Annotated in this window: 19 protein-coding genes and 1 riboswitch; of the genes, 6 read left to right on the top strand and 13 right to left on the bottom strand. The window is 62.8% G+C overall.

Annotated elements, in window-relative coordinates; all coding sequences use genetic code 11:
- The first annotated feature begins 73 nt into the window (after positions 1 to 73).
- Positions 74 to 1864 (top strand): DUF1800 family protein, encoded by a 1791-nt coding sequence (locus tag LQ232_RS01645; RefSeq protein WP_230178098.1) that lies wholly within the window; start codon positions 74 to 76, stop codon positions 1862 to 1864.
- Between the two features lie 16 nt (positions 1865 to 1880).
- On the top strand, positions 1881 to 3458 hold the full coding sequence (locus tag LQ232_RS01640; protein ID WP_230178097.1) for a DUF1501 domain-containing protein: 1578 nt from the start codon (positions 1881 to 1883) through the stop codon (positions 3456 to 3458).
- Here the strand turns inward: LQ232_RS01640 and uvrA are convergent.
- Positions 3448 to 6345, bottom strand: coding sequence for an excinuclease ABC subunit UvrA (uvrA, locus tag LQ232_RS01635; protein ID WP_230178094.1), 2898 nt, complete (start codon positions 6343 to 6345; stop codon positions 3448 to 3450). The genes LQ232_RS01640 and uvrA overlap by 11 nt on opposite strands.
- A gap of 57 nt (positions 6346 to 6402) precedes the next feature.
- The gene (locus LQ232_RS01630) at positions 6403 to 7386 is read right to left on the bottom strand and encodes an alpha/beta hydrolase (protein WP_230178083.1); all 984 of its coding nucleotides are present in this window, start codon (positions 7384 to 7386) and stop codon (positions 6403 to 6405) included.
- Between the two features lie 134 nt (positions 7387 to 7520).
- Between LQ232_RS01630 and LQ232_RS01625 the strand changes: the two genes are divergently transcribed.
- Positions 7521 to 8132, top strand: coding sequence for a TetR/AcrR family transcriptional regulator (locus LQ232_RS01625; protein ID WP_230178081.1), 612 nt, complete (start codon positions 7521 to 7523; stop codon positions 8130 to 8132).
- Positions 8133 to 8142: 10 nt separating this feature from the next.
- Here LQ232_RS01625 and LQ232_RS01620 read toward each other — a convergent pair whose 3' ends face one another.
- Genes LQ232_RS01620 through LQ232_RS01595 form a run of 6 tightly spaced genes read right to left on the bottom strand, consistent with a single transcriptional unit; the run spans position 8143 to position 15001 of the window.
- Complete coding sequence (locus LQ232_RS01620; RefSeq protein WP_230178079.1) at positions 8143 to 9036, bottom strand: fumarylacetoacetate hydrolase family protein; 894 nt, start codon at positions 9034 to 9036, stop codon at positions 8143 to 8145.
- Positions 9037 to 9069: 33 nt separating this feature from the next.
- Entirely contained in the window at positions 9070 to 10245 is a 1176-nt protein-coding gene (locus LQ232_RS01615; RefSeq protein WP_230178077.1) for an ABC transporter permease, read from the bottom strand.
- The gene (locus LQ232_RS01610) at positions 10235 to 11392 is read right to left on the bottom strand and encodes an ABC transporter permease (protein ID WP_230178075.1); all 1158 of its coding nucleotides are present in this window, start codon (positions 11390 to 11392) and stop codon (positions 10235 to 10237) included. The genes LQ232_RS01615 and LQ232_RS01610 overlap by 11 nt, the downstream gene beginning before the upstream one ends.
- Positions 11392 to 12231 carry an orotidine-5'-phosphate decarboxylase gene (pyrF, locus tag LQ232_RS01605; RefSeq protein WP_230178073.1) on the bottom strand — a complete coding sequence of 280 codons (840 nt, stop codon included), beginning with the start codon at positions 12229 to 12231 and terminating at the stop codon, positions 11392 to 11394. Before pyrF ends, LQ232_RS01610 begins: the two co-directional genes overlap by 1 nt.
- A gap of 10 nt (positions 12232 to 12241) precedes the next feature.
- A complete protein-coding gene (gene purB / locus LQ232_RS01600; protein WP_230178071.1) occupies positions 12242 to 13609 on the bottom strand; it encodes an adenylosuccinate lyase in 1368 nt (455 codons plus the stop codon).
- A gap of 39 nt (positions 13610 to 13648) precedes the next feature.
- On the bottom strand, positions 13649 to 15001 hold the full coding sequence (locus LQ232_RS01595) for a DUF898 domain-containing protein (RefSeq protein WP_230178069.1): 1353 nt from the start codon (positions 14999 to 15001) through the stop codon (positions 13649 to 13651).
- A gap of 146 nt (positions 15002 to 15147) precedes the next feature.
- Here LQ232_RS01595 and LQ232_RS01590 point away from each other — a divergent pair, with 146 nt between their 5' ends.
- Positions 15148 to 15768: a glutathione S-transferase N-terminal domain-containing protein gene (locus LQ232_RS01590; protein WP_230178067.1), complete on the top strand. Its 621-nt coding sequence runs from the start codon at positions 15148 to 15150 to the stop codon at positions 15766 to 15768.
- Here the strand turns inward: LQ232_RS01590 and LQ232_RS01585 are convergent, their stop codons facing one another.
- A complete protein-coding gene (locus LQ232_RS01585) occupies positions 15769 to 17424 on the bottom strand; it encodes an FMN-binding glutamate synthase family protein (RefSeq protein WP_230178065.1) in 1656 nt (551 codons plus the stop codon). It lies immediately after the preceding gene.
- Between the two features lie 137 nt (positions 17425 to 17561).
- A riboswitch (SAM riboswitch) is annotated at positions 17562 to 17636 on the top strand.
- A 49-nt stretch (positions 17637 to 17685) separates the two neighbouring features.
- Here LQ232_RS01585 and LQ232_RS01580 point away from each other — a divergent pair.
- Both LQ232_RS01580 and metW read left to right on the top strand, forming a co-directional pair.
- A complete protein-coding gene (locus LQ232_RS01580) occupies positions 17686 to 18897 on the top strand; it encodes a homoserine O-acetyltransferase (protein WP_230178057.1) in 1212 nt (403 codons plus the stop codon).
- Positions 18898 to 18905: 8 nt separating this feature from the next.
- The gene (metW, locus tag LQ232_RS01575) at positions 18906 to 19490 is read left to right on the top strand and encodes a methionine biosynthesis protein MetW (RefSeq protein WP_230178048.1); all 585 of its coding nucleotides are present in this window, start codon (positions 18906 to 18908) and stop codon (positions 19488 to 19490) included.
- Between the two features lie 17 nt (positions 19491 to 19507).
- Here the strand turns inward: metW and LQ232_RS01570 are convergent, their stop codons facing one another.
- The 4 genes from LQ232_RS01570 to LQ232_RS01560 all read right to left on the bottom strand — a co-directional run bounded on the left by LQ232_RS01570 (position 19508) and on the right by LQ232_RS01560 (position 23173).
- Positions 19508 to 20581: a porin gene (locus tag LQ232_RS01570; protein ID WP_230178046.1), complete on the bottom strand. Its 1074-nt coding sequence runs from the start codon at positions 20579 to 20581 to the stop codon at positions 19508 to 19510.
- A gap of 210 nt (positions 20582 to 20791) precedes the next feature.
- On the bottom strand, positions 20792 to 21532 hold the full coding sequence (locus tag LQ232_RS01565; protein ID WP_253074357.1) for a porin: 741 nt from the start codon (positions 21530 to 21532) through the stop codon (positions 20792 to 20794).
- Positions 21523 to 21843: a porin gene (locus LQ232_RS23500; RefSeq protein ID WP_253074356.1), complete on the bottom strand. Its 321-nt coding sequence runs from the start codon at positions 21841 to 21843 to the stop codon at positions 21523 to 21525. Before LQ232_RS23500 ends, LQ232_RS01565 begins: the two co-directional genes overlap by 10 nt.
- A gap of 259 nt (positions 21844 to 22102) precedes the next feature.
- On the bottom strand, positions 22103 to 23173 hold the full coding sequence (locus LQ232_RS01560; RefSeq protein ID WP_230178044.1) for a porin: 1071 nt from the start codon (positions 23171 to 23173) through the stop codon (positions 22103 to 22105).
- Between the last annotated feature and the right edge of the window lies 1 nt (position 23174).

The raw sequence follows: 23174 nt of genomic DNA, 5'->3' as shown, positions 1-23174 counted from the left end.
CGCCCTACACGCCTCAAGCTGGCGTTTCAGATGCCGACATCCCTGAGTCAAGGTTCTCAGTGCGAGTGCGTTCATGTGGTGGTCTAAGTCCGAAGGTGTCCTGTGCAAATCAGGATGGGTGATGCTGGTCAGCGCGGCCCTGCTGGGGGGCTGCGGCGGCGGTGGTGAAAGCGCCTCCAGCACTCCAGGTGGTGCGGGCTCCAGCAATCTGCAATCAGTGAGCGCCACGCCGGGCAATGACGCGGAAGCGAACCGTTTCCTGACACAAGCCACGTTCGGACCCACTGCGGCGGAGGTCGCCCGCGTGAAGGCCATTGGCTACGAACGCTGGATCGACGAACAACTGGCAGCGCCGCTGCAGAACAGCCACCTGGCCACCGTTGAGGCGTCATCAGCCTCGCTGGGCACGGACCAGCCCCGGATCGATGACGTGGTCTACAGCTGGTGGACGCACGCAGTCGCCGACCCGGCCCAGTTGCGCCAACGCGTGGCCTTCGCCTTGTCCGAGATCTACGTGGTGTCGGCCACCAATGCCGAGCTGGAAATCGATGGCCGCATGGTGGCCAGCTACATGGACATGTTGACCCAGAAGATCGACGGCAACTACCGCGATCTTCTGGAAGGCGTGGCTTTGCATCCGGCCATGGGTGCGTTCTTGTCGCACCGAAGCAGCCGCCGGGAAGACCCCGGCACTGGCCGCATCGCCGACGAAAATTTCGCACGCGAGGTGATGCAGCTTTTCTCGATCGGCTTGTACGAGCTGAACGACGATGGCACGCAAAAGCTGCTCAACGGACTCCCCCAGGAGACTTACAACGGTGATGACGTCAAGGGCTTGGCCAAGGTGTTCACAGGCTGGGGCTGGTACCTCCCACCTGCCAAGGCCTCGGTGATCTGGTGGCACTGCTTCTACCGCTATGAGCTCTGCCAGGACAGCAGCCAGAGCATCACCGCCATGTCGCCCTACACCCAGGAGCACTCGTACAGTGAGAAGCGCTTTCTGGGCGTGACGGTGCCCTTCCAGTCCACGCCCAACCCTCAAGCCAGCCTGAAGGCCGCGCTGGACCGCCTGGCCAGCCACCCCAACACCGCGCCCTTCTTTGCCAAGCAACTGATCCAACGGATGGTGACCAGCAACCCCAGCCCCAGCTATGTGCAGCGCGTGAGCGCGGCCTTCCGCGCCTCCAACGGCAACATCCGGGCCACCGTGAAAGCAGTCTTGCTGGACACCGAAGCCCGCGACATGGCGCTGCGCGAGAGCGCAGGCTTTGGGAAACTGCGTGAGCCGCTGGTGCGCATCACACACCTGCTCCGAGCCCTGCCGCACACCTCTGACACCTACAGCGCCGCACGGACAGGCAACCGGGTGCCTTTCTACCTGGCCAGCAGCACCGACGACACCGTGTTGGGCCTGGGCCAGACGCCCATGCGCGCGCCCTCGGTGTTCAACTTCTTCCGGCCTGGCTACAAGCCGCCCCAGACCGACCTGGCCGACCAGGGGCTCGTGGCTCCGGAAATGCAGATCACAAGCGAGACCTCGGTGCTGGGCTACGCCAACTATGTGGCCCAGATGCTGGAGGACGGTTTGGGCCAATACAACTACAACACCCAGCGCAGCGACATCCGATTTGACTTGAGCAGCTTTGACGCGCTGGTCGACAAGCCCACCGCCGACGCGCCTCAGCAACTGATCACCGCTGTAGCGCAAAAGATCCTGGGCGGGCCACCGGCCAGCGAACTCAATGCCTTGATGTTGACTGGCGTGGGCAAGATGCCCAACACCACCCTGGCGGACAAGCGGCGCCGCATCAAAGCCGCGATCCTGATGGTGGCGGTGTCGCCGCAGTTCATCGTTCAACAGTGAAGAAATGACGATCCCCATGAGCTCCACCAGCCGCCGCAGCTTCTTGCGCCACGCCGCCGCTTTCTCGACCCTGGGGGCGGCAGGCCCCTTGGGGTTGACCTTGGCCACCATGGGCCAGGCCTCTGCCCAATCCACGGGTGGCGGCTACCAAGCCCTGGTCTGCGTCTTCCTCAATGGCGGCAACGACTCGTACAACACGGTGCTCGCCACCGACACGGACTCGTGGGGACACTATCTGGCCCACCGCGACCCCTCTTCGCGGGACCCCAGCGACGGCAGCACCTCGATCGCCTTGATGCGCCCGGGAACGCCCGCCAATGCCACGGCGGCCGCGGGCACACCAGCCAGGTTAGGGGGCGTCTTGCCCATCGCCCATTCAGGCCGCGCAGTCCATGCCGGGCGGCAGTTCGCCCTGCACCCCGCCCTCGTGCGCACGCAGCAACTGTACGGGGCCAACCGCCTGGCGGTGATGGCCAATGTGGGGCCCTTGGTTCGGCCGACCACCAAGAACGCGTATTACCAGGACGGCTTCCCCAAGCCGGAAAAGCTGTTCTCTCACAATGACCAGCAGTCCACCTGGATGTCGTTCTCGCCCGAAGGCGCCAGCGAAGGCTGGGGGGGGCGCATCGGCGATCTGTTGATGAGCCGCAATGGCAGCGGCTCGAATGCCGACGTCGTCAAGCGGTCTTTCACGTGCATCACACCGGGCAACACCAGCACCTGGCTGAGCGGGCGGGCGGTTCGGCAGTACCCCGTGGGCCTGGCCAGCATTCCTGGCCTGGGCGCGAACCAGCGCATGCTGGGCAGCACCGATCTGCATGCCGCCGTGAAGTCCGTGATGAGTTCGTCCACCAGCAACAACCTGTTCACCCAGGCCCACCAACAGGTGGTGGCTCGGGGCATTCAGGCCACCGATTTGATGTCGGGCGCCCTGCCCTCCAACGCCCAAGCACCATGGGGAACCCCAGGCCAATCGGTGTGGACCGATCCTTTGCTGAGCTACACCAACATGGCGGGCGCGCTCGTGACCAATCGCCTGGCCTTGCAGTTCCAGATGGTCGCTCGCATCATCAACGCGAACCGTCAAGGCAACTTCGGCATCCAGAGGCAGGTGTTCATGGTGAACCTGGGCGGCTTTGACCACCACGGCGGGCAGAACCAGGAGCACAACGACCGCCTGCGCCAGCTGGACCACGGCCTGGCCTACTTTGACCAGGTGCTGCGCAGCATGCCCGGCGGCGACATGAGCTCGCAAGTCACCACCTTCACCGCTTCTGACTTTGGCCGCAGCTTCACCAGCAACGGCGATGGCACCGACCACGGTTGGGGCGCCCACCACCTGATCATGGGTGGCGCGGTTCAAGGTGGCGAGGTCTATGGCACCTTCCCGCAGTACAGCACTGCCAACGGCAACGGCGTGTTCTCCAGCCCGGACCAGATCCACAACGGCATCTTGCTGCCCACCACCTCGGTGGACCAATACGCCTACACCCTGGGCAAATGGATGGGCGTGAGCAACACCGACCTGGCCAGCATCTTGCCCAACCTGCACAACTTCGACAGCTCGGCCCACGACGTGGGATTCATGGGCTGACTTCGTCCAACAGTGCCTTGAGGTAGTGGCCCGTGTGGCTGCCGGCATGCGCGGCGACCGTCTCGGGCGTGCCGGCCACCACCAGCGTGCCGCCGCCCGAGCCGCCTTCGGGACCCATGTCAATCAGCCAATCGGCCGTCTTGATGACGTCCAGGTTGTGCTCGATCACGACGATGGTGTTGCCCGCGTCGCGCAACTGGTGCAGCACTTTGAGCAGCAAGGCGATGTCGTGGAAGTGCAGGCCGGTGGTCGGCTCATCCAGGATGTAGAGCGTGCGGCCGGTGTCGCGCTTGGACAGCTCCAGCGCCAGCTTCACGCGTTGCGCTTCGCCACCTGACAGCGTCGTGGCGCTTTGCCCCAGGCGGATGTAGCCCAGGCCCACATCCATCAGCGTTTGCAGCTTGCGGGCCAGTGTGGGCACGGCGCTGAAGAACTCCAGCGCAGCCTCGACCGTCAGGTCCAGCACCTGGTGGATGTTCTTGCCTTTGTACAAAATCTCGAGCGTTTCGCGGTTGTAGCGCTTGCCCTGGCACACGTCGCAGGGCACATAGACATCGGGCAAAAAGTGCATCTCGACCTTGAGCACGCCGTCGCCCTGGCAGGCCTCGCAGCGGCCACCAGCCACGTTGAAGGAGAAACGGCCCGCGCCATAACCCCGCTCGCGCGCTGAAGGCACATCGGCCATCAACTCGCGGATGGGCGTGAACAAGCCGGTGTAGGTGGCCGGGTTGCTGCGCGGCGTGCGGCCAATTGGCGACTGGTCCACATTGATGACCTTGTCGAACAGCTCCAGGCCTTCGATCTCGTCGTGCGCGGCGGGCTCCAGGTGGCTGTGGTACAGCTTGCGGGCCACGGAGGCATAAAGCGTCTCATTGACCAAGGTGCTCTTGCCCGAACCGGACACACCGGTCACACAGGTGAACAAGCCCACAGGGATCTCGGCCGTCACCCCTTTGAGGTTGTGGCCACGCGCGTTGACCACGCGCAGGCGCGGCGTGTCATCGGTGAAGGGCAGACGCTTGGGCGGCACGGCGATGCGCAACACGCGGCCCAGGTATTGACCAGTGAGGCTGTCGGGGTGGTCGGTGACTTCCTTGGCCGTGCCCTGCGCGATGACGTGGCCGCCATGCACACCCGCGCCCGGGCCCATGTCGATGACGTAATCGGCGGCACGGATCATGTCCTCGTCGTGCTCGACCACGATCACGCTGTTGCCCAGGTTGCGCAAGTGCTGCAGGGTGCCGATCAGGCGGTCGTTGTCGCGCTGGTGCAGGCCAATGCTGGGCTCGTCCAGCACGTACATCACGCCGGTCAGGCCCGAGCCAATTTGCGATGCCAGGCGGATGCGCTGAGCCTCACCGCCACTGAGTGTGTCGGCGCTGCGGTCCAGGCTCAGGTAGGTCAAGCCCACGTCGTTCAGGAAGCGCAGGCGCGAGCGGATCTCGCTGACGACCTTGTCGGCGATCTCGGCCTTGGAGCCGATCAGGTTCAGGCCTTCGAAATAGCGTTGGGCTTCGGCCAGTGTGGCGTGGGCGACTTGGTAGATGGCGCGCTTGTCGCCGCTCTTGGCATCGTGCAGGAAAACGTGGCGGGCTTCGCGGCGCAAGCGCGTGCCCTGACAATCGGGGCAGGCCTTGGGCTGCTGGTAGCGCGACAACTCTTCGCGCACGGCCGATGAATCGGTCTCTTTGAAGCGCCGCTCGAAATTGCGCAAGATGCCTTCGAAGGGATGGCTGCGCTTGACGCGGCGCTTCTTGCCCGCGGTGCCATCGGCTTCGTAGACGAACTCGATCTCTTCATCGCCCGAGCCGTAGAGCAGCACCTGCTGCACGTTGGCGGGCAACTCTTCAAAGGGCTGGTCGATGTCGACCTTGTAGTGCTTGCCCAGCGCCTCGATCATCGAGTAGGTATAGGGGTTGCGACGATCCCAGCCCTTGATGGCACCACTGCCCAGGCTCAGGCTGGGGAAGGCGACCACGCGCACGGGATCGAAGGCAATGACGTGACCCAGGCCATCGCAGGTGGGGCAGGCGCCCACCGGCGAGTTGAACGAGAACAGGCGCGGCTCCAGTTCAGCCAGCGAATAGCTGCACACCGGGCAGGCGAACTTGGACGAGTAGACGTGCTCGGTGCCCGTGTCCATTTCATGCGCGATGGCGCGGCCATCGGCCAGGCGCATCGCGGCTTCGAAGCTTTCGGCCAGGCGTTGCGTCATGTCCGAACGCACCTTCAGGCGGTCGACCACCACGTCCACATCGTGCTTCTCGTTCTTCTTCAACTCGGGCAGGTCGGCGGCTTCGATCACTTTGCCATCGATGCGAAAGCGCACAAAGCCTTCAGCCTGCATCTGCGCGAACAGGTCGGTGTGCTCGCCCTTGCGGTCGCGCATGACCGGGGCCAGGATCATCAGCTTGGTGTCTTCGGGCATGGCCAGCACGGCATCCACCATCTGGCTGACGCTTTGCGCGCGCAGTGGCAGGTCGTGGTCCGGGCAGAAAGGCGTGCCGGCGCGCGCGTAAAGCAGGCGCAGGTAATCGTGGATCTCGGTCACCGTACCCACGGTGGAGCGCGGATTGTGGCTGGTGGCTTTTTGCTCGATGCTGATGGCGGGCGACAGGCCCTCGATCACGTCCACATCGGGCTTGTCCATCAGTTGCAAAAACTGCCGGGCGTAGGCGCTCAGGCTTTCCACATAGCGGCGCTGGCCTTCGGCGTACAGGGTGTCAAACGCCAGGCTGGATTTGCCCGAGCCCGACAGCCCGGTGATCACCACCAACTGGTGCCGGGGAATGTCCAGGTCGATGTTCTTGAGGTTGTGGGTGCGCGCCCCCCGCACCTGGATCAGCGGAACATTGGGGCGGACGGGCAAATCAGAACGGGAGGACATCGGACGCGGTGCAAGGCTGGGCAACCGAACATCATACGGCGCCTCGGCCCGCGGGTGTTACTTGCCCAGGTTCTTCAAGAAGAACGCCGTCTGCCGGCTGACCACCTGCTCGAACAGGGGCGGGGTGTAAGGCGAAAAGTGGTCCGCGCCTTTCAGCTCCAGGTATTCACCATGCGGCAATTCCTTGACCATGTCGCGCACGCCCTTGACGGGGATCAGGCCGTCGTTCTCGGCCGCTACCACCAGAACCGGCGCAGAAATGTGCGCGGCGCTGGACGCGGGCTTGTAAAAGGGCAGGGTCATCAAAATGCGCGCAGCCACTTTGTTCTCGCTGGCCATCTGGTCCGCGGGCACCAGCGACTGGTAGCCCTTGACGCACTCGGGGCAAACCAGTGCCGCAAAGCCATCCTGGGCCACGATGGGGATGTAGATGGGCTCCGACTTGTCGCCACGCAACAAGTCGCGCAAGCCATCCCACGCAGCCCGAGGCTGGTATTTCATCGGGTAGGTCAAAGCACTTTGCAAGCCATTGACGAAAGGCACTTGGGAGCTGACTGCCTTGACCACGCCACGGCTTTGCGACGCCGCCACCAACACGTGCCCGCCACTGAAGGAAGAGCCCCACAGGCCCAGCCGGCTGCCATCGACATCGCCCCGCACGCGCACCGACTCGATCGCGGACAACCAGTCCTTGACGTGCTCCGGGCCATCGACCACCCGGCGCGGCTGGCCGCCGCTCTTGCCAAAGCCGCGGTAATCGAAACGCACCACCGCGAAGCCGGCCTTCACGAAACGCTCGGCATAGGGCTGCAAGCCCCAATCCTTCAACCCGCCAAAGCCATGGGCCATCACGATGACGGGCGGTTTGTTCATGCCCTTGGGCAGCCACAGTTCCGCATCGCAAGTGGCCGTCTGGCAGGCGAAGCTGGCGTTGACCACGGTGTAAGGCGCGGGCGCAGCGGCCTGGGCGGGGTGCCCGAACGCCAGGACGGCGGCGGCGACCAGCAAAGGTTGGTGCCAACGCTTGAAGATGGACTGCATGGTGGGGTCTCCTCGGTACAAACCGATTGAATCATCGTTATGAAAACTGTTTTCAAGAATTGGTACTAGCTGGTACCAATCAGCCGCGAACCTTAACAAACGCTCAGCGGTACTGTCAAGTACCATTGACGACAATGCACCCCTCATCCTCGCCCGAACCGGTTGACCACCGTGCGCGTCTCATCGACGCCCTGGCCGCCACACTGGCCCACCAGTCCTATGCCGACACGACGATCGCGGACGTGGTGGCGCGGGCGCATGTCTCCAAGCGGACCTTCTACGAGCAGTTCAGCAGCAAGGACGCGTGCCTGGTCGCGCTGTGCGAAACCTTGAGCCAGCGCACCTTGGGCCTCATCGCCGAGGGCTTCGATCCAAGCGCCGATTGGGTCGAGCAACTGGGCCACGTCACCCGAGCCTACCTGGCCAGCCTGCAGGCACAGCCCGCGCTGATCCGCACGCTGTTCATCGAACTGCTGGGCATCGGGCCCGCCGGCTTGGCCACGCGACGCCAGATCCAGCAGCGCTTTGCCGCCTTCCTGCAGATGCAGGTGGAACTTTCGCGGGCGAAGGAGCCAGGCAAGCGCGCCTTGTCGCCCGAGCTGGCCATGGCCGTGGTCGGCGGCATCAACGAATTGATCCTGAATGCGATCGAGCAGGATCAGGTGCACCAGCTCACCGAGCTGGCGCCCACCGTCATTGCTTTTGTGCAAGCGGTGCTCACGTCCCTCAACCCCCAGCCAGACTGAGCCAAGCACCTCACATCGGATCAGCGGTGCACAAGGCCTCGATGGCGCCCAACTGGTCGATCTCGATGCGGACGTGGTCGCCTGGGCGCAAAAAAGTGGGCGGCGTCATGCCCGCGCCCACGCCGCTGCACGTGCCGGTGTAGATCACATCGCCGGGCTCCAGCGTCATGGCCTGGCTCAGCACCGAGATCTGGTCCCAGATCTTGAAGATCATCAGGCTGGTGTTGCTGCGCTGGCGCTCTTCGCCATTGACCAAGCCACGCAGGCCCAAGGTGTGCGGATCAGGCACCTCGTCCGCCGTGGTGATCCAGGGGCCAAAGGGCGCGTGCGTGTCAAAGCCCTTGCCCAAGGTCCACTGCGACGTGCGCTTTTGCCAGTCGCGCACCGACACATCGTTGCCCACGCAGTAGCCGAACACAAAGGCCGGAGCCTCCTCCGGCGTGACACGCTTGCAGCGCCGCCCGATGACCACGACCAACTCGGCCTCGTAATCGGTCATGGTGGACACCGACTCGGGCGGCAGCACGATGGGGTCAAAGGGCCCGTTGACGGCCGTGGTGGCCTTGCTGAACCACACTTGGTGCTCGGGCGCCGTGCGCACCTCGCCAATGATCTTCTCGTTGATGTGGTCCAGGTAGTTCAGGCCGATGCCCAGCACCTTGCCGGGTCGCGGCACTGGCGCCAGCAGGCGCACATGCTCGCGGCGCAGTTTCTCGGTGCCAGCAGGGTTGTTCAGCAAACCTTGCAAGGCCGGCTTGACGCTGTCCCAGCGCGCGATGAGGTCCAGCATCGGGTCGTGCGGGCGCAACAGATCGGGCAGCGCGCGCTGCACCGGCAGGATCCATTCTTCGTGGACCAGGCCCACCTCCGCCTCACTGTCGGTCTTGAACGTACAAACTTGCATCTTGATTTCCTTTTGAACCCGCGCAGGCCGTCGTCAAGCCTCGCGCAAGCAATCCACGATCTTCAGCCGCGCCGCCCGCCATGCCGGGATGAACCCGCCCAACAAGCCCATGGCCAAGGCGAACAACAAGCTGTGCACAGCGATCATCGGCGTCAGTCTGAACTGAAACGCCAGCTCTGAAAAGGTCTTGAAGTTGACGGTCGAGATGCTCACCGCCTGCATGAGCGAAGCCGCGCCCAGTCCCATCACGCCGCCCACCAGCGACAGCAGCAAGGACTCCGCCAGGAAACTCAGCAGCACCGCGTTGCGCCTGAAACCCAAGGCCCGCAAGGTGCCGATCTCGCCCACGCGCGAGGCCACGGTGGCGAACATGGTGATCATCGCGCCCACAATCGCCCCGATCGAAAAGATGATCGACAAGGACAGCCCCAGCAAGCGGATGAACGTGGACAGCATCTCCGATTGCTCGGCGTAGAACTGAACCTCCGGCTTGGCCTCCAGGGTCAGGCGCGGGTCGTCTTCCAGGGTGGCACGAGCCTTCTCGAAGGTGCCCGGGTCATTGAGCCTGAAGATCACGCTGGAAAAGTTGGATCGGCGAAACGCCTGCATCATCTGCTCGGTGTCGCCCCAGATCTCGGAATCAAAACCGCTTCGGTTGGCGTCAAAAATGCCGACCACCAACCACTCGCGCCCGGCGAACTTCAAGGTCTCGCCCAAGCCCGCGCCCACGAAGCCTTTGGCCACCGATTGCCCGGCCACGATCTCGCTGGTGCCAGGCCGGAACATGCGCCCCTTGATGAAACGCACCTGCGGGCGCAGGGCCAGCCCCGTGGCCGACGTGCCACGCACCGTGATGTTGCTGGGCTTGCCCGTGCCGCGCTTGGGCAAGGTGTTCAGCACCACCGGCTCTTTGGACACCAGCTTGCCGCCCTGCCCATGGGTGGCCACGCCCGCCAGCGATTCGATGATGGCGGCCTGCCCGCGCGAAATGCTGGAATTGATCTCGGCCCCGGCGCCCTTGCGCAACACCATGACGTTGTCCGGCTGCCCCGTGGCCACCAAGGTGGCCCGGATGCCCTCGCCCATCATCAGCACCGTCGCGAACACATAGACCACGAGGGCCATGCCGCCGGCGGTCAGCATCGTCGTCACCCGCCGCACCCACAGGTTGCGCGCGATGTAGGACAGCGGCAGCAACTCAGGCCACATGGTTCAGACCCTGCACGATGTCGATGTGGGACATCTTCCAGGCGGGCCAGGCGGCGGCCACGCCCCCCACCACCCCACACGATAAAAGCTGCAAAACGATGGTCGTGCCGGACACGTGGAACACCGGGAAGAAACTGCCCACCGCGCCACCAAAGGCCTTGGCCAGCGGAAAGGTCAACGCCATGCCGATGCCACCACCGATCAGGGCGATCAGCAGGCTTTCGCCCAGCAGCAGCTTGCTGATGAAGCCCGGCGTGAAGCCCAGCGCCTTCAAGGTGGCGTACTCGGCCAGGCGTTCGCGCGCGGTCATGGTCATGGTGTTGGCCATCACCGCCATGATGATCACGATGATGATGAAGCTGACGGCCTGCACCGCCACCAGGATGGCTTCGCTCATCGACACGAAGCTGAGCTGGAAGGCTTTCTCGGTCTCGCTCAGGGTCTCGGCCAAAGAATTCTTGAACAGCGCGTCGATGTTCTGCGCCACCACTGGCGCCTGGTCTGCCTCGCTCAGGCCCACGATGTACACGCCCACGAAGTCGGCGTTGCGGCCTGCCCGCGCCCGGATGCTTTCGGCCAGGCGCTTCCAGTGGAAAAGCATCTGGTTTTCATCCGTCGTGGCATCGATCCCGTCGTAGATGCCTCGGATGGTGAAGCGCCAGTTGCCCGGATAAATGGTACCGCGCAGGGCGATAGTGTCACCCAGCTTCCAGCCATATTTGCGCGCCAGCTTGCGGCCCACGATGCAGCCTTGGCGGTCACGGAAAAACGCCTGTCGGTCGTCCTCGCTCAGCACGAACTCGGGGTACAGCGCCAGGTAGGTGGGCGGGTCCACCGCGAACTGCGGAAAGAAATTGCGTTCTGCGATGTACACGCCGCCAAACCAGTTGGCCCACGACACCCCCTTCACACCGTCCACCGCCTTGATGCGGTCGGCGTAGTTCAAGGGCAGCGGAAAGGTCAGCGAGATTGAACTGCGCGTGACCAGGCGCGCGCTGGAAGATGCATCCACACCCGCGTACCAGGCATCGACGATGGTGCGCAGCAGGCCGAAGGCGCCAATGGCCACCACCAGGCCCACCATCGTCAGGGCTGTGCGCAAGCGGTGCCTGAAGGCATTCTTGAGCAGCAGCCTGAAGATGAACATCAGCGTGCGGCGTTCAGCGCTTGCCTGGTGTCTTGTGCGACCCGCCGCGCCGCGCTGGCGAAGTCGTCCCCCGCGCTGGCATACAGCACCGCCCTTGAACTGTTGACGATGATGGCCCCCGTCACCGTGCCATCGGCCGCCATGCGCCGCCCAGCCTTCACCGTGGCCGCAGCATCACCGCCTTGCGCGCCCACGCCGGGGATCAGCAAGGGCAAGGTCGGTGCCAATTCGCGCACGCGGGCAATCTCTTCAGGAAAGGTCGCGCCCACCACCAAGCCAACCTGGCCATTGGTGTTCCAGGGCCCTTGCGCCAAGGCGGCCAGATGCTCGTACAAACGAGGCTGCCCCGGCACATCGGCCAGGCGCTGGTTCTGCAGGTCGGAGCCGCCGGGGTTTGAGGTGCGGCACAGCAGGATCACGCCCTTGCCCGGATAACGCAGGTAAGGCTCGACCGAATCGAAGCCCATGAAAGGTGACAACGTGACTGCATCGGCCTGGTAGCGCTCGAAGGCTTCGCGGGCGTACTGCTCGGCCGTGCTGCCGATGTCGCCCCGCTTGGCATCCAGGATGATGGGCACATGCGGTGCCACGCGCTTGATGTGCGCCATCAGGCGCTCAAGCTGGCTTTCAGCGCCATGGCCCGCGAAATACGCGATCTGGGGCTTGAAGGCGCAGACCAGGTCTTTGGTCGCATCAACCATGGCCGCACAGAAATCGAAGATGCGGTCAGGCTGGCCTTTCCAGGCCCCCGGAAACCGCGAGGGCTCCGGGTCCAGCCCCACGCAGAGCATGGAGTCATTGCGGCGCTGGGCCTGCTGGAGTTGGTCGGTGAAGTTCATGACGAGCCGATCAAACCCGCTTGGCCAACTCGATCGCCTTGCCGATGTAGTTGCCCGGCGTCATGTCCAGCAAACGCTGCTTGTCGGCCTCGGGGATCTCCAAAGTCTGCACGAACTGCTGGATAGCTTCGCGCGTGATGGTCTTGCCGCGCGTCAGCTCCTTCAGGCGCTCATACGGGTTGGGCAAGGCATAGCGGCGCATCACGGTCTGGATGGGCTCGGCCAGCACTTCCCAGGCGCTGTCCAGGTCATCGGCCAGCGCTTGCGGGTTCACTTCCAGCTTGCCCAGGCCACGCGCCAGGCTGTCATAGGCCAGCACGGCGTAGCCCAGGGCCACGCCCATGTTGCGCAGCACGGTGCTGTCGGTCAGGTCGCGCTGCCAGCGGCTGATGGGCAGCTTCTGGCTCAGGTGCGTCAGCACCGCATTGGCCAGGCCCAGGTTGCCTTCGGCGTTCTCAAAATCAATCGGGTTGACCTTGTGCGGCATGGTCGACGAGCCGATCTCGCCTTCCTTGGTCTTTTGCTTGAAGTAACCCAGGCTGATGTAGCCCCACACATCGCGCGACCAGTCGATCAGGATCGTGTTGGTGCGCGTGACCGCGTCGAACAGCTCGGCCATGTAGTCGTGCGGCTCGATCTGGATCGTGTAGGGGTTGAAGCTCAGGCCCAGTTGGTCTTCGATGACCTTGCGGCTGAAGCCTTCCCAATCGATCTCGGGGTAGGCCGACAGGTGGGCGTTGTAGTTGCCCACGGCACCGTTCATCTTGGCCAGCAGTTTGACGCTGGCGATGCGCTCACGGGCGTTCACCAGTCGGGCCACCACATTGGCCACTTCCTTGCCGACGGTGGTGGGCGACGCGGTCTGGCCGTGCGTGCGGCTCAGCATGGGCGTGGCGGCCAGGCTCACCGACAGCTTGCGCAGTGTGTCGATCAAGCCATCGATGGTGGGCAGCAGCACTTGCTCACGCGCGGCCTTCAGCATCAGGCCGTGGCTGGTGTTGTTGATGTCTTCGCTGGTGCAAGCAAAGTGCACGAACTCGCTGGCGCGTTCCAGTTCGGGGTGGCCGGCAAAGCGCGACTTGATCCAGTACTCCACCGCTTTCACATCGTGGTTGGTGGTTTTTTCAATGTCCTTGATGGCCTGGGCATCGGACTCGGAAAAACGCACCGCCAGGCCACGCAGGTAGCCACGCGCCGCTTCGGTCATGGGCTTGAGTTCGGGCAGGCCGGCATCCGACAGGGCGATGAACCATTCGATCTCGACCTGCACGCGGCGGTGCATCAAACCAAATTCGGACAGCAGGGGGCGCAAGGCGACCACTTTGGGGGCATAGCGGCCGTCCAGGGGCGACAGGGCTGTGAGGGCGGAAAGGTTCATGGATTTCTTTGCAATTAGGCACCGGCAGAACCCGTGATTTTAGGCGCTCGCACGGCGTTTGGGCGCTGTGCCGACCCGGGCTTCGGCAAACGGCACCCAATGCGCCTTCAGCACCTCGGTGTCCACGCGGGCCCACACGGTCAAGGCCTCGGTGCGCATGCGCCTGGACGCCACCACGGCCCAGGGCCAATATAAGCCCAAGGTCAGCACCAGCAGCAAGGCATGCCGCACCTGCAGCAGCACGTAGCCCTGCACCGACAAACGGCTGCGAAAGCGCAATGACCGGTTGCCCGTCTTGCTCCAGACCAGGTTCTGCAAACGGGCTTGCACATAGGGTGTCACGGCCGCCAGCACCGCCGCCAACGACAAGGCCATGATGCCCAGCCACCAGGCCCCATGCGCTGGCCCTTGCCACCACAACAGCGCGGCCAGCAAAACCGCAGACAAGCCCAGCACCAGGCCACAGACCAGCACCGACCAGGCTGCCGTGCGAGCCCACAGCACGACCATGGCCACCGGCGAGGCCTGCCACCACAAGCGCAAGGGCCCCATCTCCAGTCGCCCTTGCCGGTAATGAAAGTAGGCCCACAAGAACAGCGGCACCCCCAGCAGCCACAAGGCGGCCACAAAGCCCAAGGCCACCCACCACAGAGGGTGGTGAAAAGTGGCCCCCGCCAACGTCAGCCAAGCCGCGACCAACACACCCATCAAAGGCATCAACAGCGCACTGTAGACCGCGGTGAACTGTCCCTTGAAGCTCAAGCGCCGCCCGGCCCAACTGGTGTGGGCCATGCGTTGGGTGAGGCTGGTGTGCACGGCCAAAGGGGCCACCGCCAAGGCCATGGAGAACGCGAGCAGCCCCGCCAACGGCGATCCCAGGCAGGCGCCCACCACACCGGCCGCCAAGGCGAGTACCAGGCCGTAGCGGGGCAAATGGCTGGCGGGTGGCGCGTGGTAATCCAGCCCATGGCCCGCCACCACGGTGCGCCTTAAAAAGTAGCGTTGGGACCTGACCCGGGCCCACGGCAGATACAGCCCCAGGGTCAGCAAAGTCAGCACCAGATTGACGATCCAGATCCGGGCGTAGTCCGCAGCGCGGGCGTTCAACACCACGGGCAACTTGACCACCTTGCCGCGCGGCAAGCGGGGCACCTCAACGGGGGGCACGGCGGCAGCCTTGGGCGTCGAGGCCATGGCCCCCACATAAGCGGCGCGCATCTCGGACATGAGGTCCTCGGCCGCGTCGGACCCGATGGGAGGTGGCCAAGCTTGGCTGGCCGGTGCACCGCTGGACGGAGACGGCGCTGCCTGTGACGCAGGCGCCACATGCAAGGGCTCAAGGTCGGCCAAGCGGACCATGCGCACAGATGAACGTACAGCGGAGTTGTTCATTTCCGCCGCAAATGTAACAGTCTTATACAAAATTACCCCCGGGAGTTCCCTCTGATGGGGTGATGCCCTCAAACGAGAAGCACTGAAAGCGCCTGCCGCTCAAGGCTTCGCTAAAATCATCACGCATCCACACATCACGACACAGAATGAAACTGATCGGTTCACTGACTAGCCCGTTTGTCCGCAAGGTGCGCATCGTGCTGGCCGAGAAAAAACTCGACTACAAATTCGACGTGGAGGATGTCTGGGCAGAAGACACCAGCATTTCTGAGTCCAACCCCTTGGGCAAGGTGCCCTGCCTGGTCATGGAAGGTGGCGAGGCGGTGTTCGACTCGCGCGTCATCGTCGAGTACGTGGACACCCTGTCGCCCGTGGGCAAGCTGATTCCGCTGAGTGGGCGTGAGCGCGTGGAAGTGCGCACCTGGGAAGCCCTGGCCGATGGCGTGATGGACGCCGCCATCCTGGCTCGGCTTGAAGCCACTTGGCCCGGCCGCACCGAAGCCCAACGCTCACAAGCCTGGATCGACCGCCAGATGGCCAAGGTGCACGCTGGCCTCAAGGCCATGAGCCAAGGCCTGGGTGACCGCCCCTGGTGCAACGGCAACCACCACAGCCTGGCCGACATCTCGGCGGGCTGCGCCCTGGGCTATGTGGATTTCCGCTTTCCGCAGATCGACTGGCGCGACGGCTATCCCAACCTGGGCAAGCTGTTCGACAAGCTCTCGCAGCGCCAGAGCTTCATCGACACTGCGCCGCCCAAAGCCTGATCAGGCCCCAGCAGCCTTGTTGAACGAATCGGCCCGGGCCTGGCGCCAGTAGTCTTCAAACACAGGCTGCGGCCAGGGCGCTTCGCCGCGCTCTGCGGCCAACAGTTCGCCAGGTTTGGCAAAGGCCAGCAGGTTCGACAGGCGGCGCACTTCCGAGCTCGACACCCGGCGCACGATGTGGTCGGCGGTGATGTCGTTGGGGTGCTGCAAGCCAGCAGCCTGCACCAGCTCTTTCAGCGCGTACAAGGTGTTCATGTGCAGGTAATACACCCGCTCTGCCTTGTCGGCCACCACCAGCGCGCGCTGGCGCAAGGGGTCTTGCGTGGTCACGCCCGTGGGGCACTCGCCGGTGTGGCAGCTTTGCGCTTGAATGCAACCCAGCGCGAACATGAAGCCTCGCGCCGAATTGCACCAGTCGGCCCCCAACGCCATCATGCGGGCGATGTCGAACGCGCTGATGACCTTGCCCGCGCAACCAATCTTGACGCGGTGCCGCTCACCCATGCCCACCAGGGTGTTGTGGACCAGCAGCAGGCCCTCCTGCAAAGGCGCACCCACGTGGTCGGTGAACTCCAGAGGCGCGGCCCCGGTGCCCCCTTCCGCACCATCCACCACGATGAAATCAGGCCAAAGGCCGGTTTCGCGCATGGCCTTGGCCAGGGCAAACCACTCCCAGGGATGCCCGATGCAGAATTTGAAACCCACCGGCTTGCCGCCCGACAACTGCCGCAGCCGCTCGATGAAATGCATCATCTCGATAGGGGTGGAAAACTCGCTGTGGCTGGCCGGTGAAACGCAGTCCACCCCGATCGTTACCCCCCGTGCCGCCGCGATCTCACGCGTGACTTTGGGACCAGGCAAAACGCCGCCGTGCCCAGGTTTCGCGCCCTGGCTCAGCTTCAATTCGATCAACTTGACCTGGGGATCGCGTGCGTTGGCAGCGAACTTGTCGGCGTCAAAGCGGCCTTCGTCGTTGCGGCACCCAAAATAGCCCGACCCGATCTCCCAGATCAGGTCGCCGCCTGCCTGGCGGTGGTACTCGCTGATCGAGCCCTCGCCCGTGTCGTGCGCAAAATTGCCTTTGCGCGCGCCCGCATTGAGGGCCAGGATGGCGTTGGCGCTGAGGGCACCAAAGCTCATCGCCGAAATGTTGAAGACACTGGCGCTGTAAGGCTGCTTGCACGAAGAGCCTCCTTGCCCGATCGAGATCCGGAAATCCTGCGAGGCAATGTGGCTGGGGGCGAGCGAGTGGCTCAACCACTCATAGCCCGCCGCGCCAACATCCTTTTGCGTGCCGAAGGGCCGCTTGTCCGGCTCACCCTTGGCGCGCTGGTACACCAGCGACCGCTGCTGCCGCGAAAACGGCGCGGCCTCGCTGTCGCTCTCGATGAAGTATTGCCGGATCTCCGGGCGGATGAACTCCAGCAGGTAGCGCATGTGGCCCATGACCGGGTAGTTGCGCAACACCGAGCGCTTGTTCTGACGCACATCCCTGAAGCCGAGCAGCACCAACGCCATCCCCAGCACCACCATCCAGGCCCCCTGTCGGCTCTCCAACCACCACAGGCCGCCAGCCAAGGCCAGCAAGGCCGACATCACCCAAACGCCGTAGCGGATGGGCACATGCTTGTTCAAACGGATCAACCACACGGGCATTGCAAGCTCCTTGTCCAGGCGGACTTTTCACCATGGTAAAGACAGAGCCGTCCGCCAGTTGCATCATCAACACCATGATCAGCCGGCTGATCAGCCCATTTGCAGGCCCTTCCACCCTGGCCGTTTGGCGCTACACTGTGCGTCAAAGCGCCGATTTGTCCGGCTTGCGGGCGCTCAAGAAATACCGCTAAAGAGGGCGCTGGAACCCGGCCCCTGCTTCAATGCGCGGCCGGTTTTTTATTGAACGATTCACGTAGCGCCATGTCTTCCATCGGGGTTGTGACCCCTGTCTCCATGCACTTTGAAGCCCCCCTGCCCTTGCGCAGCGGTGCCACCTTGCGCGACTACACGCTCATGGTCGAGACCTACGGCCAGCTCAACGCCGACCGCAGCAACGCCGTTCTGGTGTGCCACGCGCTCAACGCCTCGCACCACGTGGCCGGCTTGCAGGCCGATGAGCACGGCAAGCCCATCCCCAAAAGCCAGGGCTGGTGGGACAACATGATCGGGCCCGGCAAACCGCTGGACACCCACAAGTTCTTCGTCATCTGCGTCAACAACCCCGGCTCGTGTTTCGGCTCGACCGGCCCAACGCACATCAACCCCGACACTGGCCGCGTCTACGGCGCCGACTTCCCGGTGGTGACGGTGGAAGACTGGGTCGACGCGCAAGCCCGCGTGCTTGACCGCCTTGGCATTGAGCAATTGGCCGCCGTGCTGGGCGGCAGCCTGGGCGGCATGCAGGCCATCAGCTGGACGCTGCAATACCCGCAACGCGTGCGCCACTGCATCGCCGTGGCCACCGCGCCCAACCTGTCGGCGCAAAACATCGCCTTCAACGAGGTGGCCCGCCGCGCCATCATCACCGACCCTGATTTCCATGGTGGCCACTTCTACGAGCATGGTGTCGTGCCCCGGCGCGGCCTGCGCGTGGCCCGCATGATCGGCCACATCACCTATTTGTCCGACGACGTGATGGACGAAAAGTTTGGCCGCAGCCTGGTGGGCCGCGAGCTTGGCGAAGAACCCCGCTACAGCACGCAAGAGATCGAGTTCCAGGTCGAGAGCTACCTGCGCTACCAAGGCGACAAGTTCAGCGACTACTTTGACGCCAACACCTACTTGCTGATCACCCGCGCCCTGGATTACTTTGACCCGGCCCGCGCCTTTGGCGGCGACCTGGCCGCCGCCCTGTCCCAGGCCGTGGCCAAGTTTTTGGTCATCAGCTTCACCACCGACTGGCGCTTCGCCCCGGCCCGCTCGCGCGAGATCGTCAAGGCCCTGGTCGACAACCGCCACGACGTGAGCTACGCCGAGATTGACGCCCCCCATGGCCACGACGCCTTCCTGCTGGACGACGCCCGGTACCACAACGTGGTCTGGGCCTACTTCGACCGCATCCACCGCGAGATCAGCAGCCCAACAGCTGCCATCACGACGGCCGCTGGCCAACCCTTGAAAATCGCGGTGTGAGGCCGGCCATGAGCGATCGAAGCATCCACGACGTTGTTGCGCAATTGGTGCCCCCCGGCTCCCGTGTGCTAGACCTGGGCTGCGGCAATGGCGCCCTGCTGGCGCACCTGCGCGACAGCCGCCAATGCACCGGCTACGGCATTGAACTGGATGACACCAAGGTGCACGAATGCGTGCAGCGTGGCGTCAACGTCATCCAGCGCAACCTGGAAGAAGGCCTGAGCCTGTTCGACGACAACAGCTTTGACGTGGTCCTGCAACTCGACACACTGCAAAACCTGCGCAACACCGAAGCCATGCTGAGCGAGACCGCGCGCGTCGGGCGGCAAGGCATCGTCGCCTTCCCCAACTTCGCGCACTGGCCGCACCGCCTGAGCGTGCTGCGCGGGCGCATGCCGGTGACCAAGTCCCTGCCCTACCAGTGGTACGACACCCCGAACATCCGGGTGGCCACCTTTGCCGACTTCGAAGTGCTGGCCCGCAAGAGTGGCCTGCGCATCATCGAGTCCTTCGGGCTGACCGACGGCAAGGTGGTCAAGAGCTGGCCCAACCTGCGGGCCAGCACGGCGGTCTTCAAGTTCGACCGCGCTTGACGTTGGGCTGAACCTGCTCAGAAGCGGTGGCGGATGCCCACGGCAAAGGTGTTGCCCTTCTTCCAGCCAGCCTGGTCTTCGTCGTCCAGCATGTAGGCGGCATAAACGTCGGTGCGCTTTGAGAGGAAGTGGTCGTATGCCAGCGTGAAGATGCTGTGGTCCACATCGGGCGTGGTGCCCCCCTCCACCGCCGACTCCTTGCTTTGGCCGTAAGACACCAATACCTTGCCCGCGCTGGTGACGGGCACCGAGGCGCCCACCTGGTACAGCTTGGTGTCGATCTTGTCGGCATTGAGCGTGAAGCCCTTGTTCTTGAACTGGCCGTATTGGCCGAACAGTTTGACCACGCCGAAGTCATAGCTGGCGCCCAACAAGGCCAAAGTCTGCTTTTGGTCCGACGCCAGATTGCCTTTGGGCAATTCAGCCGATTTGACCACTTGGTAGCCTGCGCCGATGGAAAACCCACCCAGTACATAGGTTCCACTCAAACCAGCGCTGTTGCTTTCGCCGGTCGTGGCGGAGGTTTCGCCCGCCTGCCATTGCACGGCGCCAGTGAAACCACCCATGGTTGGGGTGGTGTAAGACACCGCATTGCTCCAACCCGAATCACCCTTGTCGTTACCCCAGGGAGCGCCATAGGTGAGCCTGATCGTCGGCGAGAAGCCGAAAGCCCCCCCAAGTGGGTTAAACGTCAGGGCCTGGAGGAACAACAGGTTGTCCATCCGGCCCAGCGCCACTTTGCCAAAGCCACCAGCCAGTGCAACGTTGGCATTGCGCGCCCAGAACACGTCCGAGCCAGTGCGGCCAGAAGCGCCAATGTCGCCGCGAAAAAAGCTTTCCAGCGTAAACAGCGCCTTCAGGCCATCGCCCAAGTCTTCAGTTCCCTTGAAACCGAAGTAGCTGGTCGTCATGGGATTGGACGCCACTTGCGTCGTGCGCGGATTGGCGGTGCTGCCGTTGTACGAATTCTGGAAAGAGCCGAACGAGATGTCGAACAAGCCGTACATCGTCACGCTGCTTTGCGCTTGTGCGCCAACACAGGCCCCCAGGGACATGAAGATCGCGGGGATGATTTTTTGTGCAAAGGCCATGAATACTCCGAAAGAATGGACCTGAATAAGTGCCGCGTCGAACGCGCGGCACCATTGATTGCGCAGGTTCCATGCCCGAAATAACCAGTCTATCTATTGCAAAAATCGCCAGAAAACCATTTTTAGCATCAGATGAGTGCAATTGAGCACCAAAACGGCCCAATAAAAAAGCGCTCCGAGGAGCGCTTTAGCTTCAAACCGAATGAACGATCAGAAAGCGTGCTTGATGCCAACTGCGAAAGTTTGGCCAGACTTCAAATCAGTGTGCTGGTTATTGGAGAACACCGCATACACGTCCGTGCGCTTGGACAGGAAGTAGTCGTAGCCAACCGACACCACGGTATCGCTTTCCTTGGCGCCGCCAGCCTCGAGCTTGTTCATTTCCTTGCCGTAAGAAGCCAGGATCGAACCCTTTTCCGTCACTGGAACTGACACACCCACTTGATAGATGCGATCTTTGTTAGCAACGTTGGGAGTCACAGTGTCAGCCGTTTGCTTGATTTGAGTGTATTGAGCAAATGCCTTCAACACGCCAAAGTCGTAGCTGGTGCCCAGACCGATGACCTTTTCATCGCCGTCATAAGCCACCGCAATGCCGGAATCAACGTAGGTCAACGATGCAGCGAAAGGACCGGCGGCATAAGTCGCCGACACAGCGTAGCTGTTGCCACGACCAGCAAGAGCGGAAGTTGTTTCCTTAGGCGAGAACTGAGCCGTGGCGCTGAAGCCACCGAGGTTAGGCGTTTCATACGTGATCGAATTCACGAAACCCGTGTCAAAGCTGGTGCCGCCCGTGGCTTGACCAATGTTGCCTTGGTTGTAGTAAAAGTGACGCATCGTGGGCGAGAAGGCCATCGAGCTGCCAAAGGGGTTATACGTGTAGCCCGAAGTGAACAGGGGGTTGTCGTATTGGCCCAGCGCGATCTTACCGAAGCCACCTGTCAAAGCCACGAAGGAACCACGGCTCCAGAAACCGCCAGCCTTATTGGCCACTGTTGCGGTCGAACCGGTGTCAGTAGCGAGGGGGCGAATTCAGCCTTCAAGCCGCCGCCCAGATCTTCAGAACCAGAAAAACCGATGAAGCTGGTCATCATGTTGCCGCTCGACACTTCGGTCGTGCGCTCAGAGGCACCTGCAGCATGAGCCGCCTCAAACGAACCAAACGACGCTTCAACCGAGCCATAAACCTTCACGTCAGCTTGAGCAGCGCCGACCAAAGCCATCAGGGCAGCAGCGGCCACCAAGTTCTTCTTTGCAAACATCAATTTCTCCTAGCAATGTGTGAAAAAGGGACCATTTGGGAACCCATCTGGCGGGTAAACCCATGCGTTGCATTGTGGGACTGAAAGTCATCCGCCGACACTGCAAGCAAGAACCGTGACAGGTTCAGTCATGTCAAAAGAGGGATTTTCGTTGCTACACGACAACAAATTCCCACTTTAAACCAACTTAATCGGACACTTGAGGCGCAAAAAAGCGCCCCGAAGGGCGCTTGAAACTCTGGTGTAACTTTGTCGCGGATTAGAACGCGTGACGGACGCCAACAGCGAAGTTGTTGATGGTGCCCTTGGCTTCTGGAACAACAAATGCGTTCTTTTGACGCTCATTGATCACAGCTGCGTACACGTTGGTGCGCTTGGACAGGTTATGGGTGTAACCAACGCTGATGTCACGAGTCTTGAACGAGCCACTGGTCGTGGGATCGGTTGTCTTGCTGTCGCCATAAGAAGCCAGCACGGCACCGTCAGCGGACACGGGCACGGAAACGCCCACTTGGAAGCCCTTGGTCTTGCCGGTGTCATCACCAGTGAGCTTTTCCTTGAACTTTGCTTGCCCGTACTGACCGAACAGCTTCACAGCGCCGAAGTCATAGCTGGCGCCCAACAGCCAAGGACGCGACTTTTCAGTAGGGCCGGTAGCAGCAGCGGCAGATGCGGGGTCAGCCGAACGGAAGTCAGCGATGACTGCAGACAGCGCCAGAGGGCCAGCCACGTAGTTGGCCGACACAGCCACGGCGCCACCGGAGTAGTTTGCTGCAGTGGACTTGGCTGCTTCCTTGGCGCTGTATTGAGCCGACAGGGTCAGGCCGCCGAGGTTGGGAGACACGTAGCTGATGCCGTTTGCCCAGCTGGCGTCAGACACGCCCATAGCGTTGAACGTTGGCGAGAAGGTGTCCGAAGAACCGAAAGGATTGAAAGCAGCGCCTTCGAGCTTGAACAGGTTTTCGAAGCGACCCAGATTGACGGTACCGAAGTCACCAGCCAAACCAACTGTGGCATTGCGGTTCCAGAAGGTGTCGCCAGCAGCAGCACCCGTGTCAACGGCCAAGCTGCTTTCCAGCTTGAAGATGGCCTTCAAACCACCGCCCAGGTCTTCTTGGCCCTTGAAGCCAATGAAGCTGTCGTACATATCGCTGGAGTCAACAGCGCCCGTGCCCGATTTGATGGCCTTGCCGTTTGTGTCGAAACCAGTGATGGTTTCCTTGCGACCAACGGACACGTCCAAGTTGCCATACACGGTCACTTGAGCTTGGGCAGCAACAGCCACCAGGGTCAGGGCAGCAGCGGCCACGACATTTTTCTTAGCAAACATG

This window comes from Aquabacterium sp. CECT 9606, assembly GCF_918741295.1.
GTDB lineage: Bacteria > Pseudomonadota > Gammaproteobacteria > Burkholderiales > Burkholderiaceae_C > Aquabacterium.
The sequence above is the reverse complement of the archived record's forward strand: the minus strand, read 5'-3'. Positions and strand labels throughout refer to the sequence as shown.